This is a genomic window from Massilia sp. NP310 (genome assembly GCF_019443485.1).
Taxonomy (GTDB): Bacteria; Pseudomonadota; Gammaproteobacteria; order Burkholderiales; family Burkholderiaceae_D; genus Telluria; species Telluria timonae.
In genome coordinates, this window is sequence record NZ_CP080379.1 from 5,427,134 (window position 1) to 5,453,476 (window position 26,343).

At 67.4% G+C, this 26,343-nt stretch carries 26 protein-coding genes; 14 read left to right on the top strand and 12 right to left on the bottom strand.

The features are described 5' to 3' along the window. Positions 1-12: 12 nt before the first annotated feature. From KY496_RS24005 to KY496_RS24020, 4 genes are all read right to left on the bottom strand, one after another. Positions 13-1,011, bottom strand: coding sequence for a polyprenyl synthetase family protein (locus KY496_RS24005; protein WP_184235283.1), 999 nt, complete (start codon positions 1,009-1,011; stop codon positions 13-15). Positions 1,012-1,209: 198 nt separating this feature from the next. Beyond that, positions 1,210-2,118 (bottom strand): LysR family transcriptional regulator, encoded by a 909-nt coding sequence (locus KY496_RS24010; RefSeq protein ID WP_071360246.1) that lies wholly within the window; start codon positions 2,116-2,118, stop codon positions 1,210-1,212. 22 nt (positions 2,119-2,140) lie between these two features. Then, positions 2,141-3,058, bottom strand: a complete 918-nt coding sequence (locus KY496_RS24015) for a pseudouridine-5'-phosphate glycosidase (RefSeq protein ID WP_219862764.1) — start codon at positions 3,056-3,058, stop codon at positions 2,141-2,143. A 14-nt stretch (positions 3,059-3,072) separates the two neighbouring features. Next, positions 3,073-4,188, bottom strand: a complete 1,116-nt coding sequence (locus tag KY496_RS24020) for a carbohydrate kinase (protein WP_005668367.1) — start codon at positions 4,186-4,188, stop codon at positions 3,073-3,075. A gap of 288 nt (positions 4,189-4,476) precedes the next feature. Between KY496_RS24020 and xapA the strand changes: the two genes are divergently transcribed. The 7 genes from xapA to KY496_RS24055 all read left to right on the top strand — a co-directional run bounded on the left by xapA (position 4,477) and on the right by KY496_RS24055 (position 12,177). Continuing rightward, complete coding sequence (gene xapA, locus KY496_RS24025) at positions 4,477-5,331, top strand: xanthosine phosphorylase (RefSeq protein ID WP_219862766.1); 855 nt, start codon at positions 4,477-4,479, stop codon at positions 5,329-5,331. A gap of 27 nt (positions 5,332-5,358) precedes the next feature. Continuing rightward, positions 5,359-6,552, top strand: coding sequence for a phosphopentomutase (locus tag KY496_RS24030; RefSeq protein WP_219862768.1), 1,194 nt, complete (start codon positions 5,359-5,361; stop codon positions 6,550-6,552). Then, complete coding sequence (deoC, locus tag KY496_RS24035) at positions 6,549-7,505, top strand: deoxyribose-phosphate aldolase (RefSeq protein ID WP_071360242.1); 957 nt, start codon at positions 6,549-6,551, stop codon at positions 7,503-7,505. The genes KY496_RS24030 and deoC overlap by 4 nt, the downstream gene beginning before the upstream one ends. A gap of 14 nt (positions 7,506-7,519) precedes the next feature. Continuing rightward, positions 7,520-9,898 carry an aldehyde dehydrogenase family protein gene (locus KY496_RS24040; protein ID WP_370662481.1) on the top strand — a complete coding sequence of 793 codons (2,379 nt, stop codon included), beginning with the start codon at positions 7,520-7,522 and terminating at the stop codon, positions 9,896-9,898. A 133-nt stretch (positions 9,899-10,031) separates the two neighbouring features. Next, the gene (gene deoA / locus KY496_RS24045) at positions 10,032-11,354 is read left to right on the top strand and encodes a thymidine phosphorylase (RefSeq protein ID WP_219862770.1); all 1,323 of its coding nucleotides are present in this window, start codon (positions 10,032-10,034) and stop codon (positions 11,352-11,354) included. Positions 11,355-11,368: 14 nt separating this feature from the next. Next, positions 11,369-11,773: a cytidine deaminase gene (locus tag KY496_RS24050; RefSeq protein ID WP_184235266.1), complete on the top strand. Its 405-nt coding sequence runs from the start codon at positions 11,369-11,371 to the stop codon at positions 11,771-11,773. Between the two features lie 77 nt (positions 11,774-11,850). Continuing rightward, positions 11,851-12,177, top strand: coding sequence for a hypothetical protein (locus KY496_RS24055; protein ID WP_005668377.1), 327 nt, complete (start codon positions 11,851-11,853; stop codon positions 12,175-12,177). 48 nt (positions 12,178-12,225) lie between these two features. Here the strand turns inward: KY496_RS24055 and KY496_RS24060 are convergent, their stop codons facing one another. Continuing rightward, a complete protein-coding gene (locus KY496_RS24060; protein WP_005668378.1) occupies positions 12,226-12,762 on the bottom strand; it encodes a DUF2058 domain-containing protein in 537 nt (178 codons plus the stop codon). A gap of 188 nt (positions 12,763-12,950) precedes the next feature. On the opposite strand from KY496_RS24060, the gene KY496_RS24065 reads away from it, so the two are divergent. After that, complete coding sequence (locus tag KY496_RS24065; protein ID WP_219862772.1) at positions 12,951-13,655, top strand: DUF2076 family protein; 705 nt, start codon at positions 12,951-12,953, stop codon at positions 13,653-13,655. A 146-nt stretch (positions 13,656-13,801) separates the two neighbouring features. Next, positions 13,802-14,245: a hypothetical protein gene (locus tag KY496_RS24070; protein WP_184235257.1), complete on the top strand. Its 444-nt coding sequence runs from the start codon at positions 13,802-13,804 to the stop codon at positions 14,243-14,245. Here KY496_RS24070 and chrA read toward each other — a convergent pair. After that, entirely contained in the window at positions 14,240-15,448 is a 1,209-nt protein-coding gene (gene chrA / locus KY496_RS24075) for a chromate efflux transporter (protein WP_219862774.1), read from the bottom strand. The genes KY496_RS24070 and chrA overlap by 6 nt on opposite strands. An 87-nt stretch (positions 15,449-15,535) precedes the next feature. Between chrA and KY496_RS24080 the strand changes: the two genes are divergently transcribed. Continuing rightward, positions 15,536-16,078, top strand: coding sequence for a gamma carbonic anhydrase family protein (locus KY496_RS24080; protein WP_184235251.1), 543 nt, complete (start codon positions 15,536-15,538; stop codon positions 16,076-16,078). A 6-nt stretch (positions 16,079-16,084) separates the two neighbouring features. Here the strand turns inward: KY496_RS24080 and KY496_RS24085 are convergent, their stop codons facing one another. The 5 genes from KY496_RS24085 to KY496_RS24105 all read right to left on the bottom strand — a co-directional run bounded on the left by KY496_RS24085 (position 16,085) and on the right by KY496_RS24105 (position 19,420). After that, complete coding sequence (locus KY496_RS24085) at positions 16,085-16,879, bottom strand: LytTR family DNA-binding domain-containing protein (protein WP_005668383.1); 795 nt, start codon at positions 16,877-16,879, stop codon at positions 16,085-16,087. Beyond that, positions 16,879-17,775 (bottom strand): sensor histidine kinase, encoded by an 897-nt coding sequence (locus tag KY496_RS24090; protein WP_219862776.1) that lies wholly within the window; start codon positions 17,773-17,775, stop codon positions 16,879-16,881. Before KY496_RS24090 ends, KY496_RS24085 begins: the two co-directional genes overlap by 1 nt. Positions 17,776-17,780: 5 nt before the next feature. Beyond that, the gene (locus KY496_RS24095) at positions 17,781-18,059 is read right to left on the bottom strand and encodes a hypothetical protein (protein WP_005668385.1); all 279 of its coding nucleotides are present in this window, start codon (positions 18,057-18,059) and stop codon (positions 17,781-17,783) included. Between the two features lie 159 nt (positions 18,060-18,218). Next, positions 18,219-18,857 carry a TonB family protein gene (locus KY496_RS24100; RefSeq protein WP_219862778.1) on the bottom strand — a complete coding sequence of 213 codons (639 nt, stop codon included), beginning with the start codon at positions 18,855-18,857 and terminating at the stop codon, positions 18,219-18,221. Continuing rightward, positions 18,857-19,420, bottom strand: a complete 564-nt coding sequence (locus KY496_RS24105; protein WP_005668387.1) for a GNAT family N-acetyltransferase — start codon at positions 19,418-19,420, stop codon at positions 18,857-18,859. The genes KY496_RS24100 and KY496_RS24105 overlap by 1 nt, the downstream gene beginning before the upstream one ends. A 211-nt stretch (positions 19,421-19,631) precedes the next feature. Here KY496_RS24105 and KY496_RS24110 point away from each other — a divergent pair, with 211 nt between their 5' ends. The 4 genes from KY496_RS24110 to KY496_RS24125 all read left to right on the top strand — a co-directional run bounded on the left by KY496_RS24110 (position 19,632) and on the right by KY496_RS24125 (position 24,598). Further along, positions 19,632-20,948, top strand: coding sequence for an aspartate aminotransferase family protein (locus KY496_RS24110; RefSeq protein WP_005668389.1), 1,317 nt, complete (start codon positions 19,632-19,634; stop codon positions 20,946-20,948). A gap of 61 nt (positions 20,949-21,009) precedes the next feature. Further along, complete coding sequence (locus KY496_RS24115; RefSeq protein WP_005668390.1) at positions 21,010-21,987, top strand: FAD-dependent oxidoreductase; 978 nt, start codon at positions 21,010-21,012, stop codon at positions 21,985-21,987. A 64-nt stretch (positions 21,988-22,051) separates the two neighbouring features. Then, a complete protein-coding gene (locus KY496_RS24120; protein WP_219862779.1) occupies positions 22,052-23,518 on the top strand; it encodes an NCS1 family nucleobase:cation symporter-1 in 1,467 nt (488 codons plus the stop codon). A gap of 30 nt (positions 23,519-23,548) precedes the next feature. Then, complete coding sequence (locus KY496_RS24125; protein WP_219862781.1) at positions 23,549-24,598, top strand: serine hydrolase; 1,050 nt, start codon at positions 23,549-23,551, stop codon at positions 24,596-24,598. Here KY496_RS24125 and KY496_RS24130 read toward each other — a convergent pair. Next, positions 24,561-26,336 (bottom strand): allantoate amidohydrolase, encoded by a 1,776-nt coding sequence (locus tag KY496_RS24130; protein WP_219862783.1) that lies wholly within the window; start codon positions 26,334-26,336, stop codon positions 24,561-24,563. The genes KY496_RS24125 and KY496_RS24130 overlap by 38 nt on opposite strands. Positions 26,337-26,343 lie beyond the last annotated feature (7 nt).

A 26,343-nucleotide genomic window follows, 5' to 3' on the forward strand; every position in this document is an offset into this window, starting at 1 on the left:
GGACCGCCGGCTTCAGGAGAGGCGCAGCTCGGCCAGTTGGGCGCCCGGATGCAGCTCGCGCGCCTTGGCCAGCTCGGGGGTGAAGCGCTTTCCCTTGCCTTCTTTCGCGAACAGGCCGGACACGAAGCGGCGCGTGCGGCCGTGGGCGCCGACGGCGGCGCTCAGGCAGCGGTCGGCTTCGACCAGGCAGGCCGCCAGGCGGCGCTGCGCTTCGTCGCGGCCCAGCGTGTTGATCAGGGTGGCCTTGCCGACGTCCTTGCCGGTGTCCTTGCCGGTGACGGCGCTGTCGTTGCCGGCGCCGTCGAGGAAGTCGTCCTTGATCTGGAAGGCCTGGCCGGCCGCCAGCGCGAAGGCCCGCAGCTGCTGCGCGACCTGCTCGTCGGCATGGCAGACGATGCAGGCCATGTCGACCGCGACGCCGAGCAGCAGACCGGTCTTGAGTTCGTTGGTGGTGGCGATCGCCTCGGGCGAACGCGCGCCGCCGTGCAGGTCTTCGAACTGGCCGCGCACCAGGCCCTGGTCGCCGACCGTCTGCGCCAGCGTCGCGACCAGGCGCGCGCGGGTGGCGGGGGCGATGTCCTGGGCCTGCGACAGCACGCCGAAGGCGCGGCTGAGCAAGGCCACCGAAGCGAGGATGGCGACGTCTTCGCCATACTGGATGTGGATCGCGGGCTTGCCGCGGCGCAAGCTGGCGTCGTCCATGCAGGGCAGGTCGTCGAGGATCAGCGAGGCCGCGTGCACGAGCTCGACCGCGCAGGCGACGTCGATCAGGGCCGGCGAATTGCAGCCGAGGTCGCGCGCGACCAGCATCAGGAGCAGGGGACGCATGCGCTTGCCGGCGCTGAGCGCGGACGAGCGCATGGCCCTGGTGAGCTGGTCGTGGGGGCTGCCGGAGAGCAGCTGGTCGATGCGTTCGTCCACCGCCCGGCGCAGCGATGCGATGTCATCGAAGGCGGCGTCGTCGCCCGTTTCCACGCCGATCCCATCGTACCGCCGCGTCGCTGTAGTCATACGGAATCCTGTAGAAATTGATGAACTTGATAACCATCATACCGGAGACAAAGTTGAGAAATAGTTAATTGAACTCAATCGTGCGGGGGTTTCTTGCGCAAAAAATGCGCAATTTACGCTAGGACTTATGGGAAGGCGGTACAAAAACGGTTCGGCCCGCACATGGCGGGCCGAGCAGAAAAAGATAACCGGAAGTCGTCAGGCCGGCTGTTCTTCGGGAAACAGGATCTTGAGGAAGGCGCGCACCACCGGCGCATCGTCCTGGGCCGGGTAGCTGATGTACAGGTTGGCCGATGGCGCGTGGGCGTGGATCGGCAGGAAGCGCACGCCCGGCCAGCCGATGCGGCTGGTGGTTTCGGGCATCAGCGCCACGCCGAGGCCGGCGCCGACCATGGCCAGCAGGGTCTGCGGCTCGGCCGCCTCCTGGAAGATGGTCGGCTGGAACCCGGCGTTCACGCAGCACTGGAGCAGGTAGCGCGGCTCGGCCGACTGGTCCAGGTGCAGGGTCAGCATGGGTTCGCCCGCGATCTCGGGCAGGGCGATGGCGTCGCGCGCGGCCAGCGGATGGCGGGCATTGACCGCCACGCAGAACTGCTCCCTGAAACAGAGTTCCTGGCGCAGGTTGGCCTGCTTGAGCACGTCCTGCTCGATGCGCGGCTCGCGCCAGAAGCCGACGTCGATCTGCTTGCTGCGCAGCGCTTCCCACTGGTCGTTCGGGCCCAGCTCGTGGATGGTCCAGCTCACGCGCGGAAACTGGCTCTGGAACTGCTCCAGCAGGCCGGGGATCGGGCCCCACATCGCCGAGCCGACGATGCCGACCCGTAGCCGTCCGACCTCGCCGCGGTCGATCTGGCGGATCGTGTCGATCGTCATGCGCATCTTGCCGAGCAGCTCGGCCGCCTCGACCATCAGCGCGCGGCCGGCCACGGTCAGCTCGAAGCTGCGCGTGGTGCGGGTGAACAGCTTCACCCCCAGCTCGCTCTCGAGCTTCATGATCTGCTGCGACAGCGGCGGCTGCGAGATGTGCAGGCGCTCGGCGGCGCGGCTGAAGCTTTTTTCTTCGGCCACCGCCAGGAAGTATTTGAGCTGTTTCAGGTCGATCGACATGGCGCGCCGCTCTTCGTTTTCATCAGGCAGCCTTGTGGTGCAGCGCCACGGCCAGGCGCGCGCCGACCAGGGCGTTGTGCTTGACCAGCGCGATATTGGTGGCCAGGCTGCGCCCGCCCGTCAGCTCCTTGATGCGGGCCAGCAGGAAGGGCGTGACCTGCTTGCCGGTCACCGCCTGCTGCTGCGCTTCGCCCAGGGCCTGGTGGATGATGGCGTCGATCTCGTCGGGCGCCATCGCCGACTCCGCCGGCACCGGGTTGCTGACCACCACGCCGCCCTTCAGGCCGAGCTGCCACTTGGTGCGGATGAAGGCGGCCTGTTCCTCGGGCGAGTCGAGCTGGAAGTCGGCCTTGAAGCCGCTGTCGCGCGTGAAGAAGGCGGGGAAGGCCGGCTGGCCGACGGCCAGCACCGGCACGCCGTGGGTCTCGAGGTATTCGAGCGTCAGGCCGATGTCGAGGATCGACTTCACGCCGGCGCACACCACGGCCACGCTGGTCTGGGCGAGCTCCTGCAGGTCGGCCGAGATGTCGAAGCTCGTCTCGGCGCCGCGGTGCACGCCGCCGATGCCGCCGGTGACGAAGACTTCGATGCCGGCCAGTTCGGCGCAGATCATGGTGGCGGCGACGGTGGTCGCGCCCAGCCGGGCCTGCGCCAGCACGTATGGCAGGTCGCGGCGGCTGACCTTGATGGCGTCGGGCGAGGAGCCCAGCGTCTCGAGCTGGTCTTCCGACAGGCCGACGCAGATCTTGCCGCCAATGATGGCGATGGTGGCCGGCACGGCGCCGGCGTCGCGGATGACCTGCTCGACTTCGCGCGCGGTGTGCACGTTCTGCGGGTAGGGCATGCCGTGCGAGATGATGGTCGATTCGAGGGCGACGATCGGCTTGCCGGCGGCGCGGGCGGCCGCCACTTCGGGCGAAAACAGGAGGAAGGATTGCATGGTCGGGTCTTTATTCAGTCGGTAACGAGGTCCTGGACCGGGGCGTCGAACAGCCCCGGCGCCAGTTGCGGGCAGACGGTCTGCGCGCAGGCGATGGTCATGGCGGCGAGCAGCTGGCCGCGGCGGCAGGCCGTTTCCAGGTCCAGCTCGGGCTGGCCGTTGTACAGGCTCCAGCAGACGGCGGCGCCGAAGGCGTCGCCGGCGCCGGTGACGTCGACCACGGCTGGCGCGTCGACAGGCTGGCCTTCGAGCGCCGCGATGCCGGTCGCGGTCGTGAACATGGCGCCTTGCGCGCCGCGCGTGACGATCACGTCCCGGACGCCGTCGCGCCGCAGTTCGGCGCAGGCCGCGGCGATGTCGGCAGCGGTCGCCAGCGGGCGGCCGGCGCGGGCCGCCAGCTCGCCCACGTTCAGGATCAACAGGCGCAGGCCGGTCAGGTCGCGCGGCAGGCGGTCGATCTTCGGTTCCGAGACGGCGACGATCACCATTGGCACACCGTCGCGCCGGCTGCCCTCCAGCAGCGTGGCGACCGTCTCGCGCGGCAGGTTCAGGTCGGCGACGATCAGGGCGGCGCCGGCGCGCTGCTGTTCGCGGGTGGCGAGGAAATCGGGCGTGAGCGACTCGTTGATCTCCATGTCGGCCAGCGCCACGCGCATGTCGCCGTCCTCGTCGAGCACCGCGGTATAGGTGCCGCTGGCGGCGCCGTCCACGCGCAGCGCGCCGCGGGTGTCGATGCCGGCTTCGTCGGCGTAGGAGAGCAGGGCGCGGCCGGACGAATCGCCGCCGACCGCCGTGACCAGCGCCGTGGGGGCGCCCAGGCGCGCCAGGTTCTCGGCGATGTTGCGCGCGACGCCGCCGAAGGATTCGGTCTGGCGCGCCGGGTTCGAGGTATTCAGGGTCAGCTTGCCGATGGTGCGCAGCTTGCGGTCGAGGTTGGCCGCGCCGACGCACAGGATCGGACGATGGTCGGGCAGCACGTAGGCGCGACCGAGGATGCGGCGCTCGCGCACCAGGGTGGCGATGTAGTTGGCGACCGCGGAGCGCGACAGGCCGAGATGGCCGGCCAGGTCTTGTTGCGAGATGAAGGGGTTAGAACGGATCAGCTCGTATAACTGTTCTTTTTTCGGCATCGCGTTCAAATGCGCCGTCAGGCGCCCAGGACAATTGTTTTATCATGCTAGACAATTGTTTGGAGCATGTCAACGAATCTTTCCCCCAGTGTAAGCACCTCTCTCTCGCTTCGCATAATTTATCTATAAAAGATATAAATCGGGAAGAAAAAGTGTATTTGCCATACATATCGCCAATCATGCATAGTTATAATATCTAGTTGTCCAAATGCGCCGCACTCGTGTGCGCTGGGCAGCTGCCTCTCTCATCCGCGATCCCACATCACCCAGTTTTCAACAAGGAATATCATGTCCAGCAATACCCCATTCGAAGCCGCCGACATCATCCGCGCCCGCAAGCCGGGTTTCGCCCCGCGTGTGGCGCTGATCCTCGGTTCCGGACTGGGCGTGCTGGCCGAACAGCTGGTCGACGCGGTGTCGATCAGCTATGCCGACCTGCCGGGCTTCCCGATCTCCACCGTGCATGGCCACGCCGGCGAACTGGTGCTGGGTACCCTGGCCGGCGTCCCGGTCGCCTGCATGAAGGGCCGCGGCCACTTCTATGAAGGCTACGGTCCGGGCGTGATGACCTCGGCCATCCGCACGCTCAAGGAAATCGGCTGCGAACTGCTGTTCGTCACCAATGCCGCCGGTTCGCTGCGCGTCGAAGCCGACGCCGGCAGCCTGGTCGCGATCACCGACCATATCAACTTCCTGCCGGGCAGCCCGATGGCCGGCCCGAACGACGAGCGCTTCGGCCCGCGCTTCTTCAGCATGTCCAACGCCTATGACGCGGAGATCCGCGAGCAGGTCAAGCTTGTCGCGGCCGAGAAGGGCATCACCCTGCACGAAGGCGTGTACCTGGCCGCCGCCGGCCCGCACTTCGAGACCGTCGCCGAAATCCGCGCCTTCAAGACGCTGGGCGCCGACGTGGTGGGCATGTCGCTGATCCCGGAAGTGATCGCCGCGCGCCACTGCGGCCTGAAGGTCGCCGCCGTCTCGGCCATCACCAACCTGGCCGAAGGCCTGTCGCCGTTCGCGCTGTCGCACGAGCAGACCCTGAAGTACGCCGCCGTCGCGGCGCAGGACATGGTCAAGCTGATCCATGCCTTTATTGAGCAACTGAGCGAACGCCTGGGCTCGACCCCGCGCGCCGACGCATAAATCATTTGAATAGGAAGAGCGAAGACCATGTCACGCGCATTCATCCTCCTGCTTGATTCCTTCGGCCTCGGCGCATTGCCGGACGCCGACAAATACGGCGACGCGGGCGCCAACACCTTCGGCCACATCGCCAAGTGGGCGGCGAAAGAGGGCAAGCCGATGTCGCTGCCGAACCTGGAGAAACTGGGCCTCGCGGCTGCCGCGCACAAGGCGAGCGGCGAGTGGGCGCCCGGCTTCGACCTGCGCGATGGCTTCACTGGCGCCTGGGGCGTCGCCCGCGAGCAGTCGACCGGCAAGGACACGCAGAGCGGCCACTGGGAAATCGCCGGCGTGCCGGTGCTGTTCGACTGGGGTTACTTCCCCAAGACCGTGCCGTCGTTCCCGGCCGAGCTGACCGACAAGCTGCAAGCGTTGACCGGCGTGCCGGGCTGGCTGGGTAACTGCCACGCCTCGGGCACCACCGTCATCAACGAGCTGGGCGACGAGCACGTTGCCACAGGCAAGCCGATCCTGTATACCTCGGCCGACTCGGTGCTGCAGATCGCGGCCCATGAAGAACACTTCGGCCTCGAGCGCCTGTACGAAGTCTGCGAAGCCGCCTATGAGCTGGTCAAGCCCTACAATATCGGCCGCGTGATCGCGCGTCCATTCGTGGGCGCCAACGGCGACTACAAGCGCACGTCGAACCGCCACGACTACGCCGTGCCGCCGATCGCGCCGACCCTGCTCGACCATGTGAAAGATGCTGGCGGCGAGATGATCGCGCTGGGCAAGATCAGCGACATCTTCGCAGGCCAGGGCGTCACGCGCCTGGTGAAAGGCCCGGACAATATGGCGCTGTTCGACCGCCTGCTGGAAGTGGCCGATGAAGCGGGCGACAAGTCGCTCACCTTCGTGAACTTCGTCGACTTCGACATGCACTTCGGTCACCGCCGCGACGTCGCCGGCTATGCGAACGCGCTGCACGAGCTGGATGCGCGCCTGCCGGAATTCATGGCTAAGCTGAAGGATGGCGACCTGGTCGTGATCACCGCCGACCACGGCTGCGACCCGACCGCGCCTGGCTCGGACCACACCCGCGAGCACATCCCGATGATCTTCTTCGGCCCGAATGTCAAGGCGCAGGAACTGCCGACCGCCGACACCTTCTCGAGCATCGGCGCCACCCTGGCGCAGCACCTCGGCGTCAAACCACTTTCGAACGGAACCGCACTGTTATGAGCCAGCCCCTGGATTTCAAACGTAATACCGGCATTGCGCTGGACCTGGGCCTGGTGAACAGCCTCAAGGTCAACCGCAACGCGGCCGACCGCCGCGCCGCCAGCCTGGCGAACCGCCGCACGGTCAAGAAGGAATACCAGGCCGCCTGGCTGGTGCGCGCCATCGAGTGCATGGACCTGACCACGCTGAGCGGCGACGACACGCCGGGCCGCGTCGAGCGCCTGTGCATGAAGGCGATGCGTCCGCTGCGCGCCGACCTGATGCAGGCCCTCGGCCTCGAAACGCTGTCGACCGGCGCCGTGTGCGTGTACCACGAGATGATCCAGCCCGCGGTGAAAGTGATCCAGGGCCGCCTGCCGATCGCCGCCGTGTCGACCGCGTTCCCGGCCGGCCTGTCGAGCATGGAAACCAAGGTGCGCGAAATCGAATTGTCGGTGGCCGCGGGCGCCACCGAGATCGACATCGTCATCACCCGCCAGCACGTGTTGACCGGTAACTGGCAAGCGCTGTACGACGAGATGGTGGCGTATCGCCAGGCGTGCGGCGAAGCGCACGTCAAGGCGATCCTGGCCACCGGCGACCTGGTGACCCTGGAAAACGTGGCCAAGGCCTCCTGGGTGTGCATGATGGCCGGCGCCGATTTCATCAAGACCTCGACCGGCAAGGAAGGCGTCAACGCGACCATTCCGGTGTCGCTGGTGATGGTGCGCGCGATCCGCGACTACTACGAACAGACCGGCTTCCAGATTGGCTACAAGCCGGCCGGCGGCGTGTCGACCGCGAAGTCGGCGCTGCAATACCTGACCGTGATGAAGGAAGAACTGGGCAACGACTGGCTGCAGCCGCACCTGTTCCGCATCGGCGCTTCCAGCCTGCTGACCGACATCGAGCGCCAGCTGGAGCACTACGTGACCGGGAACTACTCGGCCGCCCATCGCCACGCGCAACCTTAATTCCGGACTTCGTCATGCCAACAATCAAAGAGATTCTGAACACCATGGATTACGGTCCTGCACCAGAGAGTACCAAGGAAGCGCTCGCGTGGCTGGACCAGCGTGGCCGCCGCTTCGGCCTGTTCATCGACAACGCCTGGAGCGAGGCCGGCGCGACCTTCGCCACCAACAATCCGGCTGACGGCAGCGAGCTGGCGCAGGTGACGCAGGCGACGCAGGACGACGTCGAACGCGCCGTCGCCGCCGCGCGCCGCGCGCAGCCGGGCTGGGTCGCCCTCGGCGGCCATGGCCGCGCCAAGATCATGTACGCCTTGTCGCGCCTGCTGCAAAAGCACGCGCGCCTGTTCGCGGTGCTCGAGACGCTCGACAACGGCAAGACCATCCGCGAAACCCGCGATGCCGACCTGCCGCTGGCCGCGCGCCACTTCTATCATCACGCCGGCTGGGCGCAGCTGCAGTCGGAAGAATTCGCGGATTACCGCGCCGTCGGCGTGGTGGGCCAGATCGTGCCGTGGAATTTCCCGCTCCTGATGCTGGCATGGAAGATCGCGCCGGCGCTGGCCGCCGGTAACACGGTCGTGTTCAAGCCGGCCGAGTACACGCCCTTGAGCGCGCTGCTGTTCGCCGAGATCTGCCAGCGCGCCGGCGTGCCTGCAGGCGTGGTCAATATCGTGACCGGCGACGGCCGCGTGGGCGAAGCCATCGTGAATCACCCCGGCATCGACAAGATCGCCTTCACCGGCTCGACCGAAGTGGGCCGCCTGATCCGCAAGGCCACCGCCGGCAGCGGCAAGAAGCTGTCGCTGGAACTGGGCGGCAAGTCGCCGTTCATCGTGTTCGACGACGCCGACCTGGATGCGGCGGTCGAAGGCCTGGTCGATTCGATCTGGTTCAACCAGGGCCAGGTGTGCTGCGCCGGTTCGCGCCTGCTGGTGCAGGAATCGGTCTATGACCGCTTCATCGCCAAGGTGAAGGCGCGCATGCAGAACCTGCGCGTCGGCTCGCCGCTCGACAAATCGAACGACATCGGCGCGCTGGTCGATCCGGTGCAGCAGCAGCGCATCCACGGCCTCGTGGAGTCGGCGCGCGCCGAAGGTTGCGAAGTATGGCAGCCGAACGTCGAACTGGCGGCGACCGGTTCGTGGTATCTGCCGACCCTGATCACGGGCGCGTCGACGTCGGCCGCCGTGGCCCAGGCCGAGATCTTCGGACCGGTGCTGGTGGCGATGAGCTTCCGCACCCCGGCCGAGGCGGTTCAACTGGCGAACAACACCGTGTATGGCCTGGCGGCCTGTGTGTGGAGCGAATCGATCAGCCTGGCGCTGGACGTGGTCCCGCAGATCAAGGCCGGCGTGGTGTGGATCAACACGGCCAACCAGTTCGATGCGGCTTGCGGCTTTGGCGGCTACAAGGAATCGGGCTATGGCCGCGAAGGCGGCAAGGAAGGCATGGTCGAGTACCTGACGCCGCTGGCGGAAGATGCGCGTCCAGCGGCGCCAATCGTGGCCGACAAAGCCAAGGCCAGGCCGGCGCAGGAAGACAGCCCGTTCGCGGTCGACCGCACCGCCAAGCTGTACATCGGCGGCAAGCAGGCCCGCCCTGACGGCGCCTACAGCCGCGCCATCCATGGCGCCAATGGCGACTTCCTGGCGGACATCGGCGAAGGCAGCCGCAAGGACATCCGCAACGCCGTGGAAGCGGCGCACAAGGCTGCCGGCTGGACCAGGGCGACCGCGCACAACCGCGCGCAGGTGCTGTACTACATCGCCGAGAACCTGGCGATCCGCGCCGACGAATTCGCGCAGCGGATTGCGCAGCAGACCGGTTCGAAGGATGCGGCGCGCGAAGTGGCCGCCTCGATCGAGCGCCTGTTCTACTGGGCGGCGTGGGCCGACAAGTACGACGGCGCGGCGCACCAGCCGCCGATGCACGGCATCACCGTCGCGCTCAACGAGCCGGTCGGCGTGATCGGCATCGTGTGCCCGAACGAGAACCCGCTGCTGGGCTTCATCTCGTTGGTGGCGCCGGCGCTGGCGCTGGGCAACCGCGTGGTGGCGGTGCCGTCGGAGCAGCATCCGTTATCGAGCATCGACCTGTACCAGGTGCTGGATACCTCGGACCTGCCGGGCGGCGCGCTGAACATCGTCACTGGCTCCGCCGACGAGCTGGCGCGCACACTGGCGACGCATGGCGATATCGATGCGGTGTGGCGTCATGATGGTTCGGCGGAAGGCTGTGCCGAAGTCGAGCGTTTGTCGGCCGAATCGCTCAAGCGCACCTGGACCGGCGGCGCCAAGGGCCGCGACTGGTTCGATCCGAAGCAGGCCTGCGGCCGCACGGTGCTGCAGCATGCGAGCCAGGTCAAGAATGTCTGGATTCCGTACGGCGTGTAATCAGCCCGGAACCTCAAACCCTGTCATTCCCGCGCAGGCGGGAATCCAAGCAAGCTAGCGTATCGCGAACGACTTGGATTCCCGCCTCCGCGGGAATGACGTTTTCAAGCTATTAGCGAAAACGGACACAATCATGTTCCTCCCCCAAGAAATCGTCCGCAAGAAGCGCGACGGCGGCGTCCTTTCCGCCGAAGAGATCCAGTTCTTCGTGCGCGGCATCCCTGACGGCAGCGTCACCGAAGGCCAGATCGCGGCCTTCGCCATGGCGGTCTATTTCAACGACATGACGATGGATGAACGCGTCGCCTTCACGCTGGCGATGCGCGACTCGGGCCAGGTCATGGAATGGAAATCGCTGGATTTGCCCGGCCCGGTGGTCGACAAGCACTCGACCGGCGGCGTCGGCGACGTGGTATCGCTGATGCTGGGACCGATGATCGCGGCCTGCGGCGGCTTCGTGCCGATGATCTCGGGGCGCGGCCTGGGCCACACCGGCGGCACGCTCGACAAATTCGATTCGATCCCGGGCTACAGCACCGTGCCGGAACCGGAAAAGTTCCGCCAGGTGGTGCAGGACGTAGGCGTGGCCATCATCGGCCAGACCGCCCAGCTGGCGCCGGCCGACAAGCGTTTCTACAGCATCCGCGACACCACGGCGACCGTGGAATCGGTGGCCATGATCACCGGCTCGATCCTGTCCAAGAAGCTGTCGGCGGGCCTGGATGCGCTGGTGATGGACGTGAAGGTCGGCAGCGGCGCCTTCATGCCGACCCCGGCCAAGTCGCTGGAACTGGCCGAATCGATCGTCAACGTCGGCAACGGCGCCGGCACCCGCACCTCGGCCATCCTGACCGGCATGAACGAATCGCTGTGCCATGCCGCCGGCAACGCCGTCGAAGTGCGCGTCGCGATCGACTACCTGAGCGGCAAGTCGCGCCCGGCGCGCCTGCACGAGGTGACGATGGCGCTGTGCGCCGAGATGCTCGTCATCTCCGGCCTGGCGTCGAGCGAGCAGGAAGCGCGCGCCAGGCTGCAGGCGGCCCTCGATTCGGGAGAAGCCGCCGAGCGTTTCGCGCGCATGGTCAGCGCCCTGGGCGGCCCGGCCGACCTGATGGACAAGCCCGATACGTACCTGGAAACGGCGCCGGTCATCGTGCCCGCGCCTGCGCTGCAGGCCGGCTACGCGAGCGCGGTCGACACCCGCGAGCTGGGCCTGGCCGTGGTGGCGCTCGGCGGTGGTCGCGTGCGTCCGCAGGATGCGATCGACTTCGCCGTCGGCCTGACCGGGCTCGTGGAACTGGGCGATGCGATCGTCGTCGGCCAGCCGCTGGCAATGGTGCATGCGCGCACCCGGGAAGCAGCCGAGCAGGCCATCCGCCAGGTGCAGGCCGCCTACCGCATCGCGCTTGACAAGCCGGCCGTCGAGCCGATGATCCACCGCACCGTTCGTCCCTGAGCTGAGGACCAAACATGAAATACGCGAAACTGATCGATGAAGCGCGCGCCGCGCGCGAGCTGGCCTATGCCCCGTACTCGAAGTTCAAGGTGGGCGCCGCGCTGGAGTGCAAGGATGGCCGTATCTTCCGCGGCTGTAACGTGGAAAACGCCGCCTACGGCCTGTGCAACTGCGCCGAGCGCACCGCCTTGTTCAGCGCCATCGCCAGCGGCTACCAGCCGGGCGATTTCGCGGCCCTGGCCGTGATCGGCCAGACCGAGGGCCCGATCGCGCCATGCGGCGCCTGCCGCCAGGTGATCCTGGAACTGGGCGGCAACGAACTGCCGGTCGTGCTGACCAACCTGGGCGGCGACATATTCGAGACCACTGCGGCGGCGCAGTTGCCGAATGCCTTCGGCGGGCGTGACCTCGGCAATTAAACAGGCCTTGTGATCCGCGATTCGGTCACCACCATGATGACATCCTTACATGCTTTAACCTGGAATTGGAGGTAGTCATGAAGAAAGTCATCGTGCTGTTGAGTGGTGTGATCATCGCCGCGAGCGCCGCAGCCCAGGCGGACAAGACCAGTTCGAATACAACCCAGGCTGAACGGACGGGAACCGTCGATCGGCAGATTCCGGCCAATACCGACCGCGACAAGCGGGAGAATCCGGCCGCGGAAGGGCCGGAAAGCGCGAACATCGTCGACCCCGATTTCCAGGGCAGCAGCAAGCAGGAAACCACCGCATCCGGCCTGGGGCAGCCGAAGAAGGAAGGCGAGCGGTCTTCGAAGAAGAGCGGTTCGGACGTGCAGGACGTGGAAAACAAGACGAAACAGTAAGCTTCGTCACAGCGGCCCCATCGGGGTCTGCGTTGGGGCCGCCTTCGATCACCACATCAGGTCGTCCGGAATCTTGTAATCCGCGTACGGATCGTCTTCTTCCACTTCCTGCACCTTCTTCTTGATCTGCACCACGATCGAGGCATCGCGCTGGGCGATCTTTTCGCCGATCACGCGCGGCACCAGTTCAAAGCTGCCATTCATGTGGACGATCACCAGGCGTCCCGCCACCAGATGCTCGACGATCTGCGACGTCACGTGGATGCGCTCGATCTTGGTGCCGAAGGTAAAGTTGTAGGGCACGTCGCCCTTGCCCTTCGACTGCTTGTTCTGCTGCACCAGCTGGGCGATCTGCGCCAGGATGGCTTTCTGGGTCGCCGCGGCGTCGCGCTGGGCGTTCAGTTCGCGCGCCCGTTCCGCGTTCTTGCGCTGCATCTCGAGCGCGGCTTCGCGCGATTCGTTGACCTTTTCCACGCCGGTGCGCAACACTTCCTTGTGTTGCTTGCTCTTGTCCTGGTTGACCTGCTTGACCTTCTTCTTGTCGACCAGGCCGGCTTTCAATAACTGCTCTTGCAGCGAGACCATGTTGTGCTTCCTTGAAATGATGAATGCCGCTCGCGGCGCCAGCCGATAGCATAGCAACAAGCGCGGCGGAAAGCGATCACATGCCGGCCGGGATGGCGCAGGCGAACTCGCGCCTGCCGTACGACTTGAAATAGCGATGACTGATCCACAACATAGTGGAATACCGTCCATCAGACAGGAGCTCGACAATGAACCCATCCGACGAAAAGATGTTGCAGGATTTCCTGGGCCAGCTGGTGCAGGCCCGTGGCGTGGCCAAGGACCGGGAGGCCGACGCACTGATCCAGCGCGCCGTGGCCCAGCAGCCGGACGCCGCCTACCTGCTGGTGCAGCGCGCACTGCTGGTGGAGCAGGCGCTGGGCAATGCCAAGGCCCGTATCGCCGAGCTCGAAAGCCAGGGCGGGAGAGGAAGCGGGGGATTCCTCGACGCGAACCAATGGGGAAACTCCGCGCAGAGCCAGCCATCGAATCCGGTCCCGGGAGTCAAGCAGGGGGCTTACCAGCAGAACGGACCGACCGGCTCGGCACCGCAGGCCCAGCCGGCGCGAAGCGGCGGCTTCCTGGGCGGCGCCGGCGGCAGCATGCTGGGCACGATGGCGGCCACGGCGGCCGGGGTGGCGGCCGGCAGCTTCCTGTTCCACGGCATCGGCAACCTGCTGGGCAATGACGGGCAGGGCGCCTCGAACCACTTGTTGGCGGACAACGCGGCCGACGGTGGCGCGGCCGAGGCGGCCGAGGCGGCCGGGGGCGGGGCGCTGGCGGACCAGGCCGGCATCGGCGCGATCGATGAACCGGGCGGCGGCGTCGACGACAGCGTTGCCGACAACAGCAGTGAAGATAGCCTGGGCGGCTTCTTCGACGGCGACGGTTCCGACGAAGGGCTGTTCGGCTGACGATACCCGGGATCGTCGCACGATCCTTGCAGGCGCAGATGACGGCACCTTGCCGGCTTTCGTGGAAGCGTCGCGGCGAAAGCGGCAGGATGGCCTTTCCGGTTGCGGCACGTCAGCCGCTTCCTTGCCGTCGAGGAGACCACCCCATGCGTCCGCTTCCCTGCATTGTCCTGTGTGCCTGCGCGTCCATGCTTGCCGGCTGTTCGTGCGAGGTCACCTATGCCGATGTCAGCCACCACGAGGAATTCAGGAAGGTCGTGGGCTCCCGGTACGAGGTCATCGGCGAGGTCGACGCCTATGGCATCGGCCGGCACTCGCGCGCGCCGGCCGACTATCTCACCTTGATTCCGCGCCCAGGCATCGGCGGGTCCGAAGTCGTGTTCGAAGCCCCGGTGCCCAAGGGGGCAACGGTTACCGTGACCAAGGTGTTCCAGACCAACCGGATCGTGTTCGAATCGGGCATCACGCTCGAAGTCGAACTGCATGGCGCCGGGCTGCCCTTGCGTGGACGGACGCTGATCGACCTGAATCGCGGCAGCGAGGGGCCGGGGCCGGCAGGTTTGAATCCAGAGATATACAAGAAGCTATGACGCGCCAACAGCCCCCAGCGCCACCAGCAGGATCACGACGATCCACGATGGCGCCTTCCACAGCGTCAGCAGCATGAAGCCGCCCAGCGCGATGCCGGCGTCGCGGATGTCGAACACGGCGGCGGTCCATACCGGGTGGTACAAGGCGGCGGCGAGGATGCCGACCACGGCCGCGTTCGCGCCCATCATGGCGTGGCGCGCGGCCGCGTGACGGCGCAAGCCGTCCCAGAACGGCAAGGTTCCATAGACGAGCAGCAGGCCGGGAAGAAAGAGCGCGAGCAGGGCGAGCGCGGCGCCCGTGGGCGCGCCCGCCGTCATGCCGGCCTGGGCGCCGAGGAAGGCGGCGAAGGCGAACAGCGGGCCGGGCAGCGCCTGCGCCAGTCCATACCCGGCCAGGAAGGTCTCGTTCGGGATCCAGCCGGTGGCCACCGTCTCGGCCTGCAATAATGGCAGCACCACGTGGCCGCCGCCAAAGACCAGCGCGCCGGAGCGGTAGAAGGCATCGAACAGCGCCAGCGGCCGATGCCCGGTCAGGCCGGACAATAGCGGAAGCCCGAGCAGTAGGGCGCCGAACAGCACGAGCGCCGTGATGCCGGCGCGGCGGCTGACCGGCATGGACAGTTCCGGGCCGGACTGCGCGACCGGTCCCCGGCACAGCCGGTATCCGGCGCCGGCGCCCGCGGCGATGGCGGCCAATTGCCCGGTCGGCCCATCGACGAGGACCACGATCGCGATGGCGCCGAGCGCGATCGCAATGCGTCGGCGGTCCGGCGTGAGCGTGCGCGCCATGCCCCATACCGCCTGGGCCACCACGGCCACCGCCACCAGCTTCAGGCCATGCACGACGCCCGCCGCCCCTAAGCCGACAAGGCTTGCGGCGCCCAGCGCGAACGCGAACATCAGCAGCGCCGAAGGCAGCGTGAATCCGATCCAGGCCGCCAGGCCGCCGGCCAGGCCGCCGCCGCGCAGGACGCCGAGCGCGAAGCCGACCTGGCTCGACGCCGGCCCGGGCAGGAACTGGCACAGCGCCACCAGGTCGCCGTAGCGCGCGTCGTCGAGCCACTGGCGGCGCAGGACGAACTCGTTGCGGTAGTAGCCCAGATGGGCGATCGGGCCGCCGAACGAGGTCAGGCCGAGCTTCAGGAAGGTCCAGAAGATGGACCAGATGGGCAAGGTGGCGGTAGCGGTGGCTTGGAGCGGCATGGCGTGGACCGTGGGCGAGACCGGCCCAGCATAGCAGTAAACATGCCCAAGTTAAAATGACGAATTCCTGTCATCGAATAGACCGCCATGCCGATCGCCCCCTACCTCGACGCCCTGCCGCAACTCGCCGACGGCGTTTATCTTCACGAATCGGCCCAGGTCATCGGCAACGTGCGCATCGGCGCCGATTCCTCGGTCTGGTGCAACGCCGTGCTGCGCGGCGACGTCAACGACATCGTCATCGGCAGCTGCACCAATATCCAGGACCTGACGATGGGCCATGTCGCCCACCGCACTCCCCACAAGCCGCAGGGTTCGCCCCTGGTCATTGGCGACTACGTCACGGTCGGCCACTCGGTCATCCTGCACGGCTGCCGCATCGGCAACGACTGCCTGGTCGGGATGGGCAGCATCGTGATGGACGACGCCGTGATCGAGAGCCTGGTGATGCTGGGCGCCGGCAGCCTGGTCACGCCGGGCAAGCGGCTCGAAAGCGGATTTTTATACATGGGCCGGCCGGCCGAGAAGGTGCGTCCGCTGACGGACGCCGAAAAGACCTGGCTGCGCTACTCGGCCGAGCACTACGTGCGGGTCAAGGACAACTACCTGAATACGCCGGCGCAGCCCTGAGTAAACCTACATCTGCTGGAACAGCGCGCCGTGGTTGCGGCTCACTTCCAGTTCCTCCGGATAGCCGCGCAGGCGCAGCATCTGGCGTCCGCGCAGGTCGCGCCGCACTTCCGCGATCGCATCCACGCGCACCAGGGTCGAGCGGTGGATGCGCCAGAACTCGTCCGGGTCCAGCTCTTCTTCCAGTTCCTTGAGCGTCTTGCGGATCAGGTGCTCGCCGGTGGCGGTCTGCACCCGCGTGTACTTGTCATCTGACTGGAAGAACAGCACTTCGCGCGTGCTCACCATGCGCAGGCTGTTGCCGGCCTGCGCCTGGATCCAGCGCAGATAAGCAGGTCTGGCGGCGGCCGCGGCGGCGCCGTTCTGCATCAGCAACTGGTCGCCCAGCTGCGCCAGGCGGGCCAGTTGCGCGCCGATGTCCTGCGGCGTGTGGTCGAGCCGGCGGCGCAGGCGCGCCACCGTGGTTTCCAGGCGCGCCAGGGTGACGGGCTTGAGCAGGTAGTCGATGGCGCCGTGCTCGAAGGCCTCGACCGCATACTGGTCGTAGGCGGTGGCGAACACGATGTGGCAGCGCTCGTACATCTGGCGCGCCGCGTCGATGCCGCCCATGCCCGGCATGCGGATGTCGAGGAAGGCGATGTCCGGCTTGTGTTCGCGCGCCAGCGCCACCGCTTCGGCGCCGTTGGCCGCCTCCGCCACGATGCGCAGCGCCGGCCACGCCTCGTGCAGGCGCGCGCGCAGCTGGTCGCGCATGGGCGCTTCGTCGTCGGCGATCAGGGCCGTCGGGTGCATGGGCGCCATCAGCCGTCTTCCGTCATGCGATAGGGCAGGCGGATCGACACGCAGGCGCCGCCGCCGGGCAAGGCTTCGATCACGAGTTCGGCATCCTTGCCATACAACAGCGCCAGCCGCTCGCGGATATTGGCCAGCCCGACGCCGCTGCCGGCGTGCAGGTTGAAGCCGACGCCGTCGTCGCACACGTCGACGCACAGGGTGGCGCCTTCGACCCGCGCGCGCACCGTGATCGTGCCGCCGGCGACCTTCGGCTCCAGGCCGTGCTTGATCGCGTTCTCGATCAGCGTCTGCAGCATCATCGGCGGGAACGGCGCGCTGCCGAGGAAGTCGGGCACCTCGAAGCGCACCGCCAGCCTTTCCTTCATGCGCGCCTGCATGATCGACAGGTAGGCGCGTGACAGCTCGACCTGCTTGCCCAGGGTTCCGCCGGCGCCCTTGGCGGCGCGCATCTGCGGCAGCGAGGCGCGCAGGTATTCGATCAGGTAGCCGTGCACGCGCGCCGCTTCCTTCGGGTCGGTCTCGATCAGCTGGCCGATCAGGGCCAGGGTGTTGAACAGGAAGTGCGGCTCGACCTGGGCCTGGAGCGTGGCCATCTGCGCCTCGGTCAGGCGCCGCTCGAGATTGGCGACGTCGGCCTTGGTCGAGGCGTCGCGCGCCAGCAGCTCGGCGCGGCGCTTGCCGCCGGCCAGCACCTTGACCCCGAACGAGATCAGGATGAACCAGATCGCCGGCTCCGTCAGCTTGACGAACATGCCGGTCACGAACACCAGGAACCAGACCAGGTACAACTGGCGCCACTCGATCAGCGCCAGCCAGTCGAAGAAGCGCCACCACAGCACGCCCGCTTCGCGGAAAGCGTCGCGGACGAAGTCGAGTGCGCGGTTGATCTGGGTGGCGGCCATCGGCGTTATTCTCCGGTGTAGTGCTTGATGCGGCGCGGTTCGCGGCCGAAGATGGCGATGGCGAGGAATTTCAGCAGCAGCAGGCCGACGAACAGCGCCAGCACGATCGGCACGATGGTGATCAGGGCCGCCAGCACGATCGCGATCACCAGCAGCACCGGCCACGGCATGCGGCGCAGCGAACGGGCGCTGGATTTCGCCAGGCGCCAGGTAGTGCGGCCGGCCACTTCCATATTACGCAGGATCGATTGGAAGCGACTGGTGGGCGTATGAATGGTTTTCATGCGTGCAAGTCCTTTCTAACAAAGATGACCCTACTGTAGGGATGCACCCATGTTACGCCAAGAGCGATCCGATAAACGGTGCGATTTCGGCGACGGACGGTCGTGAGGGCGGATGAACGGGGGCGCTTTCGACCCCGTCAATACGCTGTTTTACGCGCTTTATTGCTCGATCAGCTTGAGCGCCTCTTGCCGCATCACGTCGAGCATGCCGGCCTCGGGCGTGCGCGCGCAGGCGGCCACCGTGGCGTTCAGGATCGGTTCCAGCGCCGGGAAGGACTGGCGCGCCGAGCCTTCGCGGTGCAGGCTGTAGATCAGCGTGCCGACGCTCTCATAGGTCACCGGCAACTCGCGCAGGCTGCGTTCCGGGAAGGTGGCGGCCTGCCAGGCGGCGTCGACGTTGAAATCGGCGCAGCTCTTGGTGGCGATGGTGGCGCTGTGGTCTTTCTTGAACTTGAAGGTCACCAGGCCGGTGCGGTGCGCGCCGCTGGCGGGGATGTCCAGCCGCCTGGCCATGGCCAGCGCCAGCGCGTCGAGTTCGGCCGAGCGCGAGGAATCGCGTACCGCCACCACCGCTTTGCGGCCCTTGTCGTCGAGGGCCAGTTCGACCGTCACATTGCCCTGCACGCCGCGCCGCGCGAGCGCCGCCGGATAGCCGGCGTCGCTCGCATAGATCGTGATCTCGCGCCAGGTCGGCACCGTGGCCTGGGCCGCGGCCGATTGCGGCGCCATGGCCAGCAGGGACAGCGCCAGGCTCGAACATGCCGCCAGGGCCTTCATCGTGGGAGTGCGCCTTGCCATCAGTGCGCCGTCCTGTCGTTCCAGTAGTCGCGCAGCAGGCCGTAAAAGACGGTGTCGGCATACTCGCCGTGCACCAGCCAGCGCTGCGGCATGAAGCCCTCCTTGCGAAAGCCCAGTTTTTCCAGCACGCGGCCGGAGGCTTCGTTGCGCGGGTCGATGTCGGCCTCGACCCGGTTCAGGCCGACCTCGCGGAAACCATGGTCCAGCGCCGCCTGCAGCGCTTCGAAGGCATAGCCTTTGCCCCAGTGCGCGCTGCCCAGCGCGTAGCCGAGTTCGCAGCGATTGTTCTGGTTGAAGAAGTGGTGCAGGCCCACGGTGCCGATCAGCTCGCGGTTCGACGCCAGTTCGATCGCGAAACGCAGCTCGGTCTCGTCGCGGTAGGCCTCGAGTGCGCGGGCGATCGCGGCTTCGGCGAAGGAGATGTCGGTCCACGGCTCGGCGCTCCAGTAGCGCACCACGGCCGGGTCGGAGAAGATGGTGTACAGGGCCGGCGCGTCGCTCGCGGCCAGCGGGCGCAGCACCAGGCGTTCGGTGGTCAGGACAGGGGTGATATAAGTCGACATGGTTCGCATTGCCAGTGTGATAAGCGCTAGCATACCACTGCCGTGACGCCTGTAGACATGACTGCGCACCACGATTATTTCTTCTCGCTAACACGATGCGTCGTGCATGGTTTTGCGATGGCGCATGCCCGATGCCGCGTGCCTGTTGCCAGACTCGCCATTCTTGTTCAAACTTAAATGCTTCAGGGCGCCATCGAACGAGGAGCGCAATATGTACGAATCCAGGCCTGCCGCGATGTCATCCTTCTGGATGCCATTCACCAATAACCGCGACTTCAAGCGCGATCCGCGCCTGCTGGTCTCCGCCAAGGGGATGTATTACCGCGACGTCGATGGCCGCGAGCTGCTCGACGGCGCCGCTGGCCTGTGGTGCGTGCCCTGCGGCCACGGCCAGCCGAAGATCGCCGAAGCCATCGCCGCCATGGCCGGCCAGCTCGACTACGCGCCCACTTTCCAGATGGGCCACCCGGCCGCCTTCGAGCTGGCCGAACGCCTGATGGAGTTCAGCGGCCACCGCTTCGGCCACGTGTTCTATACCGGGTCGGGATCGGAAGCGGTCGACACCGCGCTCAAGATCGCGCTGGCCTACCACCGCGCGCGCGGCGAGGGCGGACGCACGCGCCTGATCGGGCGCGAGCGCGGCTACCATGGCGTGGGCTTCGGCGGCATCTCGGTGGGCGGCATCGGCGCCAACCGCAAGCATTTCGGGCCCCTGCTGCCGGGCGTCGACCACCTGCGCCACACGCATGACCTGGAGCGCAATGCCTACGCACGCGGCGAACCCGAACACGGCGTCGAACTGGCCGACGACCTGGAGCGGCTGGTGACCCTGCACGACCCGTCGACCATCGCGGCGGTGATCGTGGAGCCGGTATCCGGCTCGACCGGCGTCTTGATTCCTCCCAAGGGCTACCTCAAGCGCCTGCGCGAGCTGTGCGACCGCCACGGCATCCTCTTGATCTTCGACGAAGTCATCACCGGCTTCGGACGCCTGACGACGCCGTTCGCCGGCGACTGGTTCGGCGTCGAGCCCGACCTGATGGCCACGGCCAAGGGCATCACCAACGGCGCGGTGCCGATGGGCGCGGTGTTCAGCAAGTCCTTCATCCATGACGCCTTCATGGAGGGGCCGGCCGGGATCGAGCTGTTCCACGGATATACCTATTCCGGGCACCCGCTGGCCTGCGCCGCCGCGCTGGCCACCCTGGACGTGTTCCGCGAACAGGGGGTGCTGGAGAACGCGGCGCGCATGCAGCCGTATTTCGAGGAAGCGCTGCAATCGCTGCGCGGCCTGCCGCACGTGATCGACCTGCGCTCGATCGGCATCATCGCCGGCATCGAGCTGGCGCCGATCGCGGGCCAGCCCGGCGCGCGCGGCTATGCGGCGCTCAAGCAGGCCTTCGCCGACGGCCTGCTCATCCGCATCACGGGCGACATCATCGCGCTGTCGCCCCCGCTGGTGCTGGAAAAACAACACGTCGACGAATTGTTCGGCAAGCTGGCCAAGGTCTTGACGCAACTGGCCTGATACCTGGCTGACACCAAGAAAGAGGGCGCGCCACGCCCCGCATGAAAGGAAAGAGAGACTGATGACCGCCACCACCGACGCCCCGGACCTCGCATCCGAAGAGCATTCCCTCCTGGCCGGCGAGCCGGCGCCGCCGACCGGCAAGCAGGTCGCCGTGGTCGGCGCCGGCATGGCCGGCATGGCCTGCGCCATCCGGCTGGCGCTGCTCGGCAATGGCGTCGTGCTGTACGAGGCGCGCTCGCGCGAGCGCATGGGCGAGGCCATGGCGGCAAGCGCATCCGACCAGGCGCTGTTCGAGCGCCTGGTGGCGCAGGGCCGCATCCGCTGCGAATACGGCCGCAAGCTGGGCGTCGATCTCGAGCTGGCCGACCTGCACCTGTGGCACGACGCGATCTTCATCGGCGTCGGCCTGGCGTCCAGCCGCGTGCTGGCGCTGTCCGGCAGCGATCCGGCGGGCCTGGTCGACGCCGGCCGCCGGCTGGCCGCCGTGTATGCGCTGGACGACCTGCTGGCGCTGCCGGTGCCGCAACGCGCGATCGTGATCGGCGCCAGCCGCGGCGCGGTCGGCATGGCGGCGCGCCTCAAGCAATTGGGCGCCCAGGACGTCACCCTGGCGCTGCGCCACGCCCTGGCGCCCGACGGCCGCGAAGAAGAAGTCGCGCGCGCCTGCTTCGTGCGGGTGCGCGGCTGGGTTGCGCCGCTCGAGGTGCTGCGCGACGAACGCGGCGCGGTCGGGTCGGTGCGCTTCGAGCAGACCCGCCTGCTGGGCGACCGGGTGGTCGACACCGGCGGCTTCACCGAGATCGCCGCCCACGCCGTGTTCAAGGCGGTGGGCCGCGCGGCCGGGGCCGAGCTCGACCCGTCCGTGCGCCAGCAGTCGCGCGAGGGCGACCGCATCCAGGTCGACGGGTGCTTCCGCACCGCGCTGCCGGGCATCTATGCCGGCGGCGACTGCGTGGCCCCGCTCCTGGAATCGATGCAGGCGCGCCGCCATGGCCTGCAGGCGGCGCAGGCGATCCATGCCGACCTGCAGGCCTGAGGTCTTCGCGTCGTATTGACGTTTGCGTTACACTCGCGCGCATCGATTTCAACCGACGTGCACCGTGACTCATCCGACCTCTACAAGCAACGACCTCTGGAACGACGACCTCGCTCCCACCACCGCAGCGCAGCGCACCTGGCGCTGGTACCACTTCGCCGCCCTGTGGGTGGGCATGGTGATGTGCATCCCCGCCTACACGCTGTCGGCCAGCCTGGTGGAGGCGGGAATGTCAGGCTGGCAGGCGGTGCTCACCGTATTCCTGGCCAACGCCATCGTACTGGTGCCGATGCTGCTGATCGGCCATGCCGGCGCCAAGTACGGCATTCCCTACGCGGTGCTGGCGCGCACCTCGTTCGGCACCCGGGGCGCCAGGCTGCCGGCGCTGATGCGCGCCATCGTCGCCTGTGGCTGGTACGGCATCCAGACCTGGTTCGGCGGCAGCATGATCTATACCTTGCTGGGCGTGATGAACGGCGCTCCGATCGGCGGCGAGCCGCTCGCCTGGCTCGGCATCAATCTGGCGCAGCTGGTTTGTTTCCTCGCGTTCTGGGCGATCCAGCTGTACTTCGTGGTGCACGGCATGGAATCGATCCGACAGCTCGAGACCTGGACCGCCCCTTTGAAAATCGCGATCTGCTTCGTGCTCTTGTGGTGGGTGCACAGGCAGGTCGGGGCCGACGGCTTCGGCCCGCTGCTCGAGCAGCGTTCGCAGTTCGTGCCCGGCGGGCCGAAAGAAGGGCAGTTCTGGTCCACTTTCTGGCCGTCGCTGACCGCCATGATCGGCTTCTGGGCGACGCTGGCGCTGAACATCCCCGACTTCACCCGCTTCGCGAAGTCGCAGCGCGACCAGGTGGTCGGCCAGACCGTCGGCCTGCCGCTGCCCATGGGCCTGCTGGCGGCGCTGGCGGTGATTGTCACCTCGGCCACCGTGGTCCTGTACGGCAAGGCGCTGTGGGACCCGGTCGACCTGGCCAGCCGCATGACCGGCATCGCGGTGCTGGTGGCCCTAATCGTGCTGCTGGTCGATACGGTCAGCGTGAACCTGGCGGCCAACCTGGTCGGCCCGGCCTACGATTTCTCGGCGCTGGCGCCGCGCCGCATCAGCTATCGCACCGGCGGCTACATCACCGCCGGGCTGGCGCTGCTCATGATGCCGTGGAAGATCCTGGAGTCGACCCAGAACTACATCATGACCTGGCTGGTCGGCTACTCGGCCTTGCTGGGACCGATCGCCGGCGTGCTGGTGGTCGACTACTACCTGGTGCGCAAGACCGTGCTCGACGTCGACCAGCTGTACCGCCACGAAGGCATCTACGGCTATGGCAATGGCTGGAACAAGGCGGCGCTGGCCGCCTTCGCGCTGGGCGTGCTGCCCAACATCCCGGGCTTCCTGAACGCCGCCTTCCCGGCCAGCTTCCCCGATGTCGGCGAGGCCTTCAAGACGATCTATACGTATGCCTGGTTCGTCGGCGTCGCGATCGCCGCCGTGGTCTACGGTCTCATGATGAAGGGGCGGGGCGCGCACTAGATTGCCGGTTCCCATGACGAGGAGGAATGCATGCGCAAGTATCTTCGATGTGCGATTGCCGGGGCCTGCGCCCTGGCGGCGGGCGGCGCCGGCGCGGCGAGCTTCGACGCCGTGACGGGCGAGATCAAGGCCGGCAACTTCAAGCAGATCACGAGCGTGCTGGTGGCGCGCCACGGCAAGGTGCTCTACGAGCAGTACTTCGACGGCGAAGGGGCGCAAGGGCTGCGCAACACGCGTTCGGTGACCAAGACCGTGGGCGGCATGCTGGTCGGGGCGGCCGTCGAGCGCAAGCTGCTCACGGTCGATGCGCCGATCATGCCCTTCTTCAAGGACAAGATGCCGGTCGCGCACCCCGATCCGCGCAAGGAGCGCATCACGGTCGAAGACCTGCTTACCATGAGTTCCATCGTCGAGTGCGACGATTTCAACGAGTTCTCGCGGGGGCATGAGGAGCGCATGTACCTGATCGAGGACTGGAGCCGCTTCTACCTCGACCTGCCGGTGCGCAGCTTCCCGGAATGGACGCCGCCGCCCGACAAGCAGCCGTATGGCCGCGCCTTCAGCTACTGCACCGCGGGCACCGCCCTGATCGCGCCGCTGCTGGAGCGCGCGACCGGACGCAGCGTGCAGGACTTCGCCGACGAGGTGTTGTTCAAGCCGCTGGGCATCGAGCCGGTCAAGTGGCAGCTGCAGCCGTCGGGGGCGGCGATGACCGGCGGTAGCCTGAGCCTGCGCAGCCGCGACCTGTGGAAGCTGGGCCAGCTCTACCTGAACGGCGGCAAGTGGGCCGGCAAGCAGGTGCTGCCGCAAGCCTGGGTCGAGCGCTCGATCACGCCGCATGCGCGGGTACGCCAGGGCGTCGACTACGGCTACCTGTGGTGGCTGCAGCCTTTTGCCGTGGGCGACAGGAAGGTGGCCACCTATGCGATGTCTGGCCTGGGCGGCAACAAGGTCTACGTGCTGCCGGAGTGGGATGCGGTGGTGGTCATCACCACCACCAACTTCCGCGTGCCGGGGCCGCATCCGCTGACGGAGAAGCTGCTCACGACGCTGATCCTGCCGGCGCTGCCGCCGGAGTAAAGCTGCGCAGGAAGTCGAGCATCACCGCGCCGGCGACTTCGGCATCGTCGGCGCTCATGGTCTCGAGCGGATTGTGGCTGATGCCGCCGTTGCCGCAGCGGACGAACAGCATCGCGACCTCGGTCAGCTGCGCCATGCGCATCGCGTCGTGGCCGGCGCCGGAGGGTAATGCAAAGGATGGCAGGCCGGCGCGTTCGACCGCGGCCCCCAGCTGCGCCATCAGCCGCGGCGCGCACGGCGCGGCGTCGATCTCGAGCAGCTTGTACAGTTTTTGCTGGATGCCGCGCCGCGCGCAGATTTGCTTGACTCCAGCCAGGATGTCGTCCACCGCCGCCAGCCGGGTTGCGTCGTCGGCGGCGCGGATGTCGAGCGACAGGCGGCAGGCGCCGGGCACCACGTTGACCGAGCCGGCCGGCACATCCAGCTGGCCGACCGTGCCCACCAGGGAGGCCGGGCCGCTGCAGCGGCGTTCCACCAGCAGCACGATCTCGGCAGCGGCCGCCGCCGCATCGCGCCGCATGCCCATCGGCGTGGTGCCGGCGTGGCTGGCCACGCCCTTCAGTTCGACCAGGTAGCGCGAGCTGCCCGCGATCGCGCTCACCACGCCCAATGGCAGGCCGCGCTCGAGCAGCACCGGCCCCTGCTCGATATGCACCTCGACGAAGCCGAGCACGCCGGCGGGATCGCGCGCGATGGCGGGGATGGCCGCTGGATCGTGGCCGGCGGCGGCCAGCGCCTCGCGCATCGGAACGCCGTCGGCGTCGCGCGCATCGAGCAGGGCCGGGTCGAAGCCGCCGGCCACCGCGCTGCTGCCGAGGAAGGTGCTGCGAAAGCGCACGCCTTCTTCTTCGGCGAAGGCGATCACTTCGAGGTCATAGGGCAAGCGCTCGCCGCGTTCGTGCAGCCGGCCGACCAGCGCGATGGGCAGCAGGATGCCGAGCCGGCCGTCGTACTTGCCGCCATTGCGCACGGTGTCGTAGTGCGAGCCGGTGATCAAGGTCTGCGCGCCCGGCCGGGCGGCGGCGTAGCGGCCGACCACGTTGCCGACGGCGTCGACGTGGACCGCCATGCCGGCGTCGCGCATCCAGCCGGCGATCGTGGCGGCGGTGCGCTGGTGGGCCGGCGTCATGTAGGCGCAGGTCAGGTCGGCGTCGCTGTCGCTGATGGCGCCGAGGGTCTCGCACCAGTCCATCACGGTGACGCCGATCGCGGGTTCGATGCCGAGCAGGGCATTGAGCCGGATCTCGGCGATGCGGTGCACCTGGCGCAGCGCTTCGCGCAGCTCGTCGCCAGGGGCGTTGTCGAGGCGGCGCACGAAGGTGTCGATGATGCTTTGCCGCGCCAGGCCGCGTCCGGTCGGACCTTTCACGGCCAGGATGAAGGGAAAGCCGAAACGTTCGTTGTACTGCGCGTTGAGCGCGTGCAGCCGGGCGTATTCTTCGGGCGTGCAGCGATCCAGGTTTGATGCGGCCTGTTCGCCGGTCGATTCAGGCGTCAGCTCGCCGGCGATGGCGGCCTTGCCGGCCAGCTCCGGGTGGGCGCGCAGCAGCGACAGCTGCTGCGCATCGGTCGCGCCGTCGACCGCCGCCTGCAAGGCCAGCTTGAGCGCCGCCAGGGTGGCAAAGGGGCGGGCCGCGGCGGCGCGCTGCGCGATCCAGGGTGAATGCTCGTAGATGCCATGCAGCGCCTTGGTGAAAGCGTCGGCGTCGAGTTGGTTCAGCTCCTGGATCGTCGGCATGTCTGCT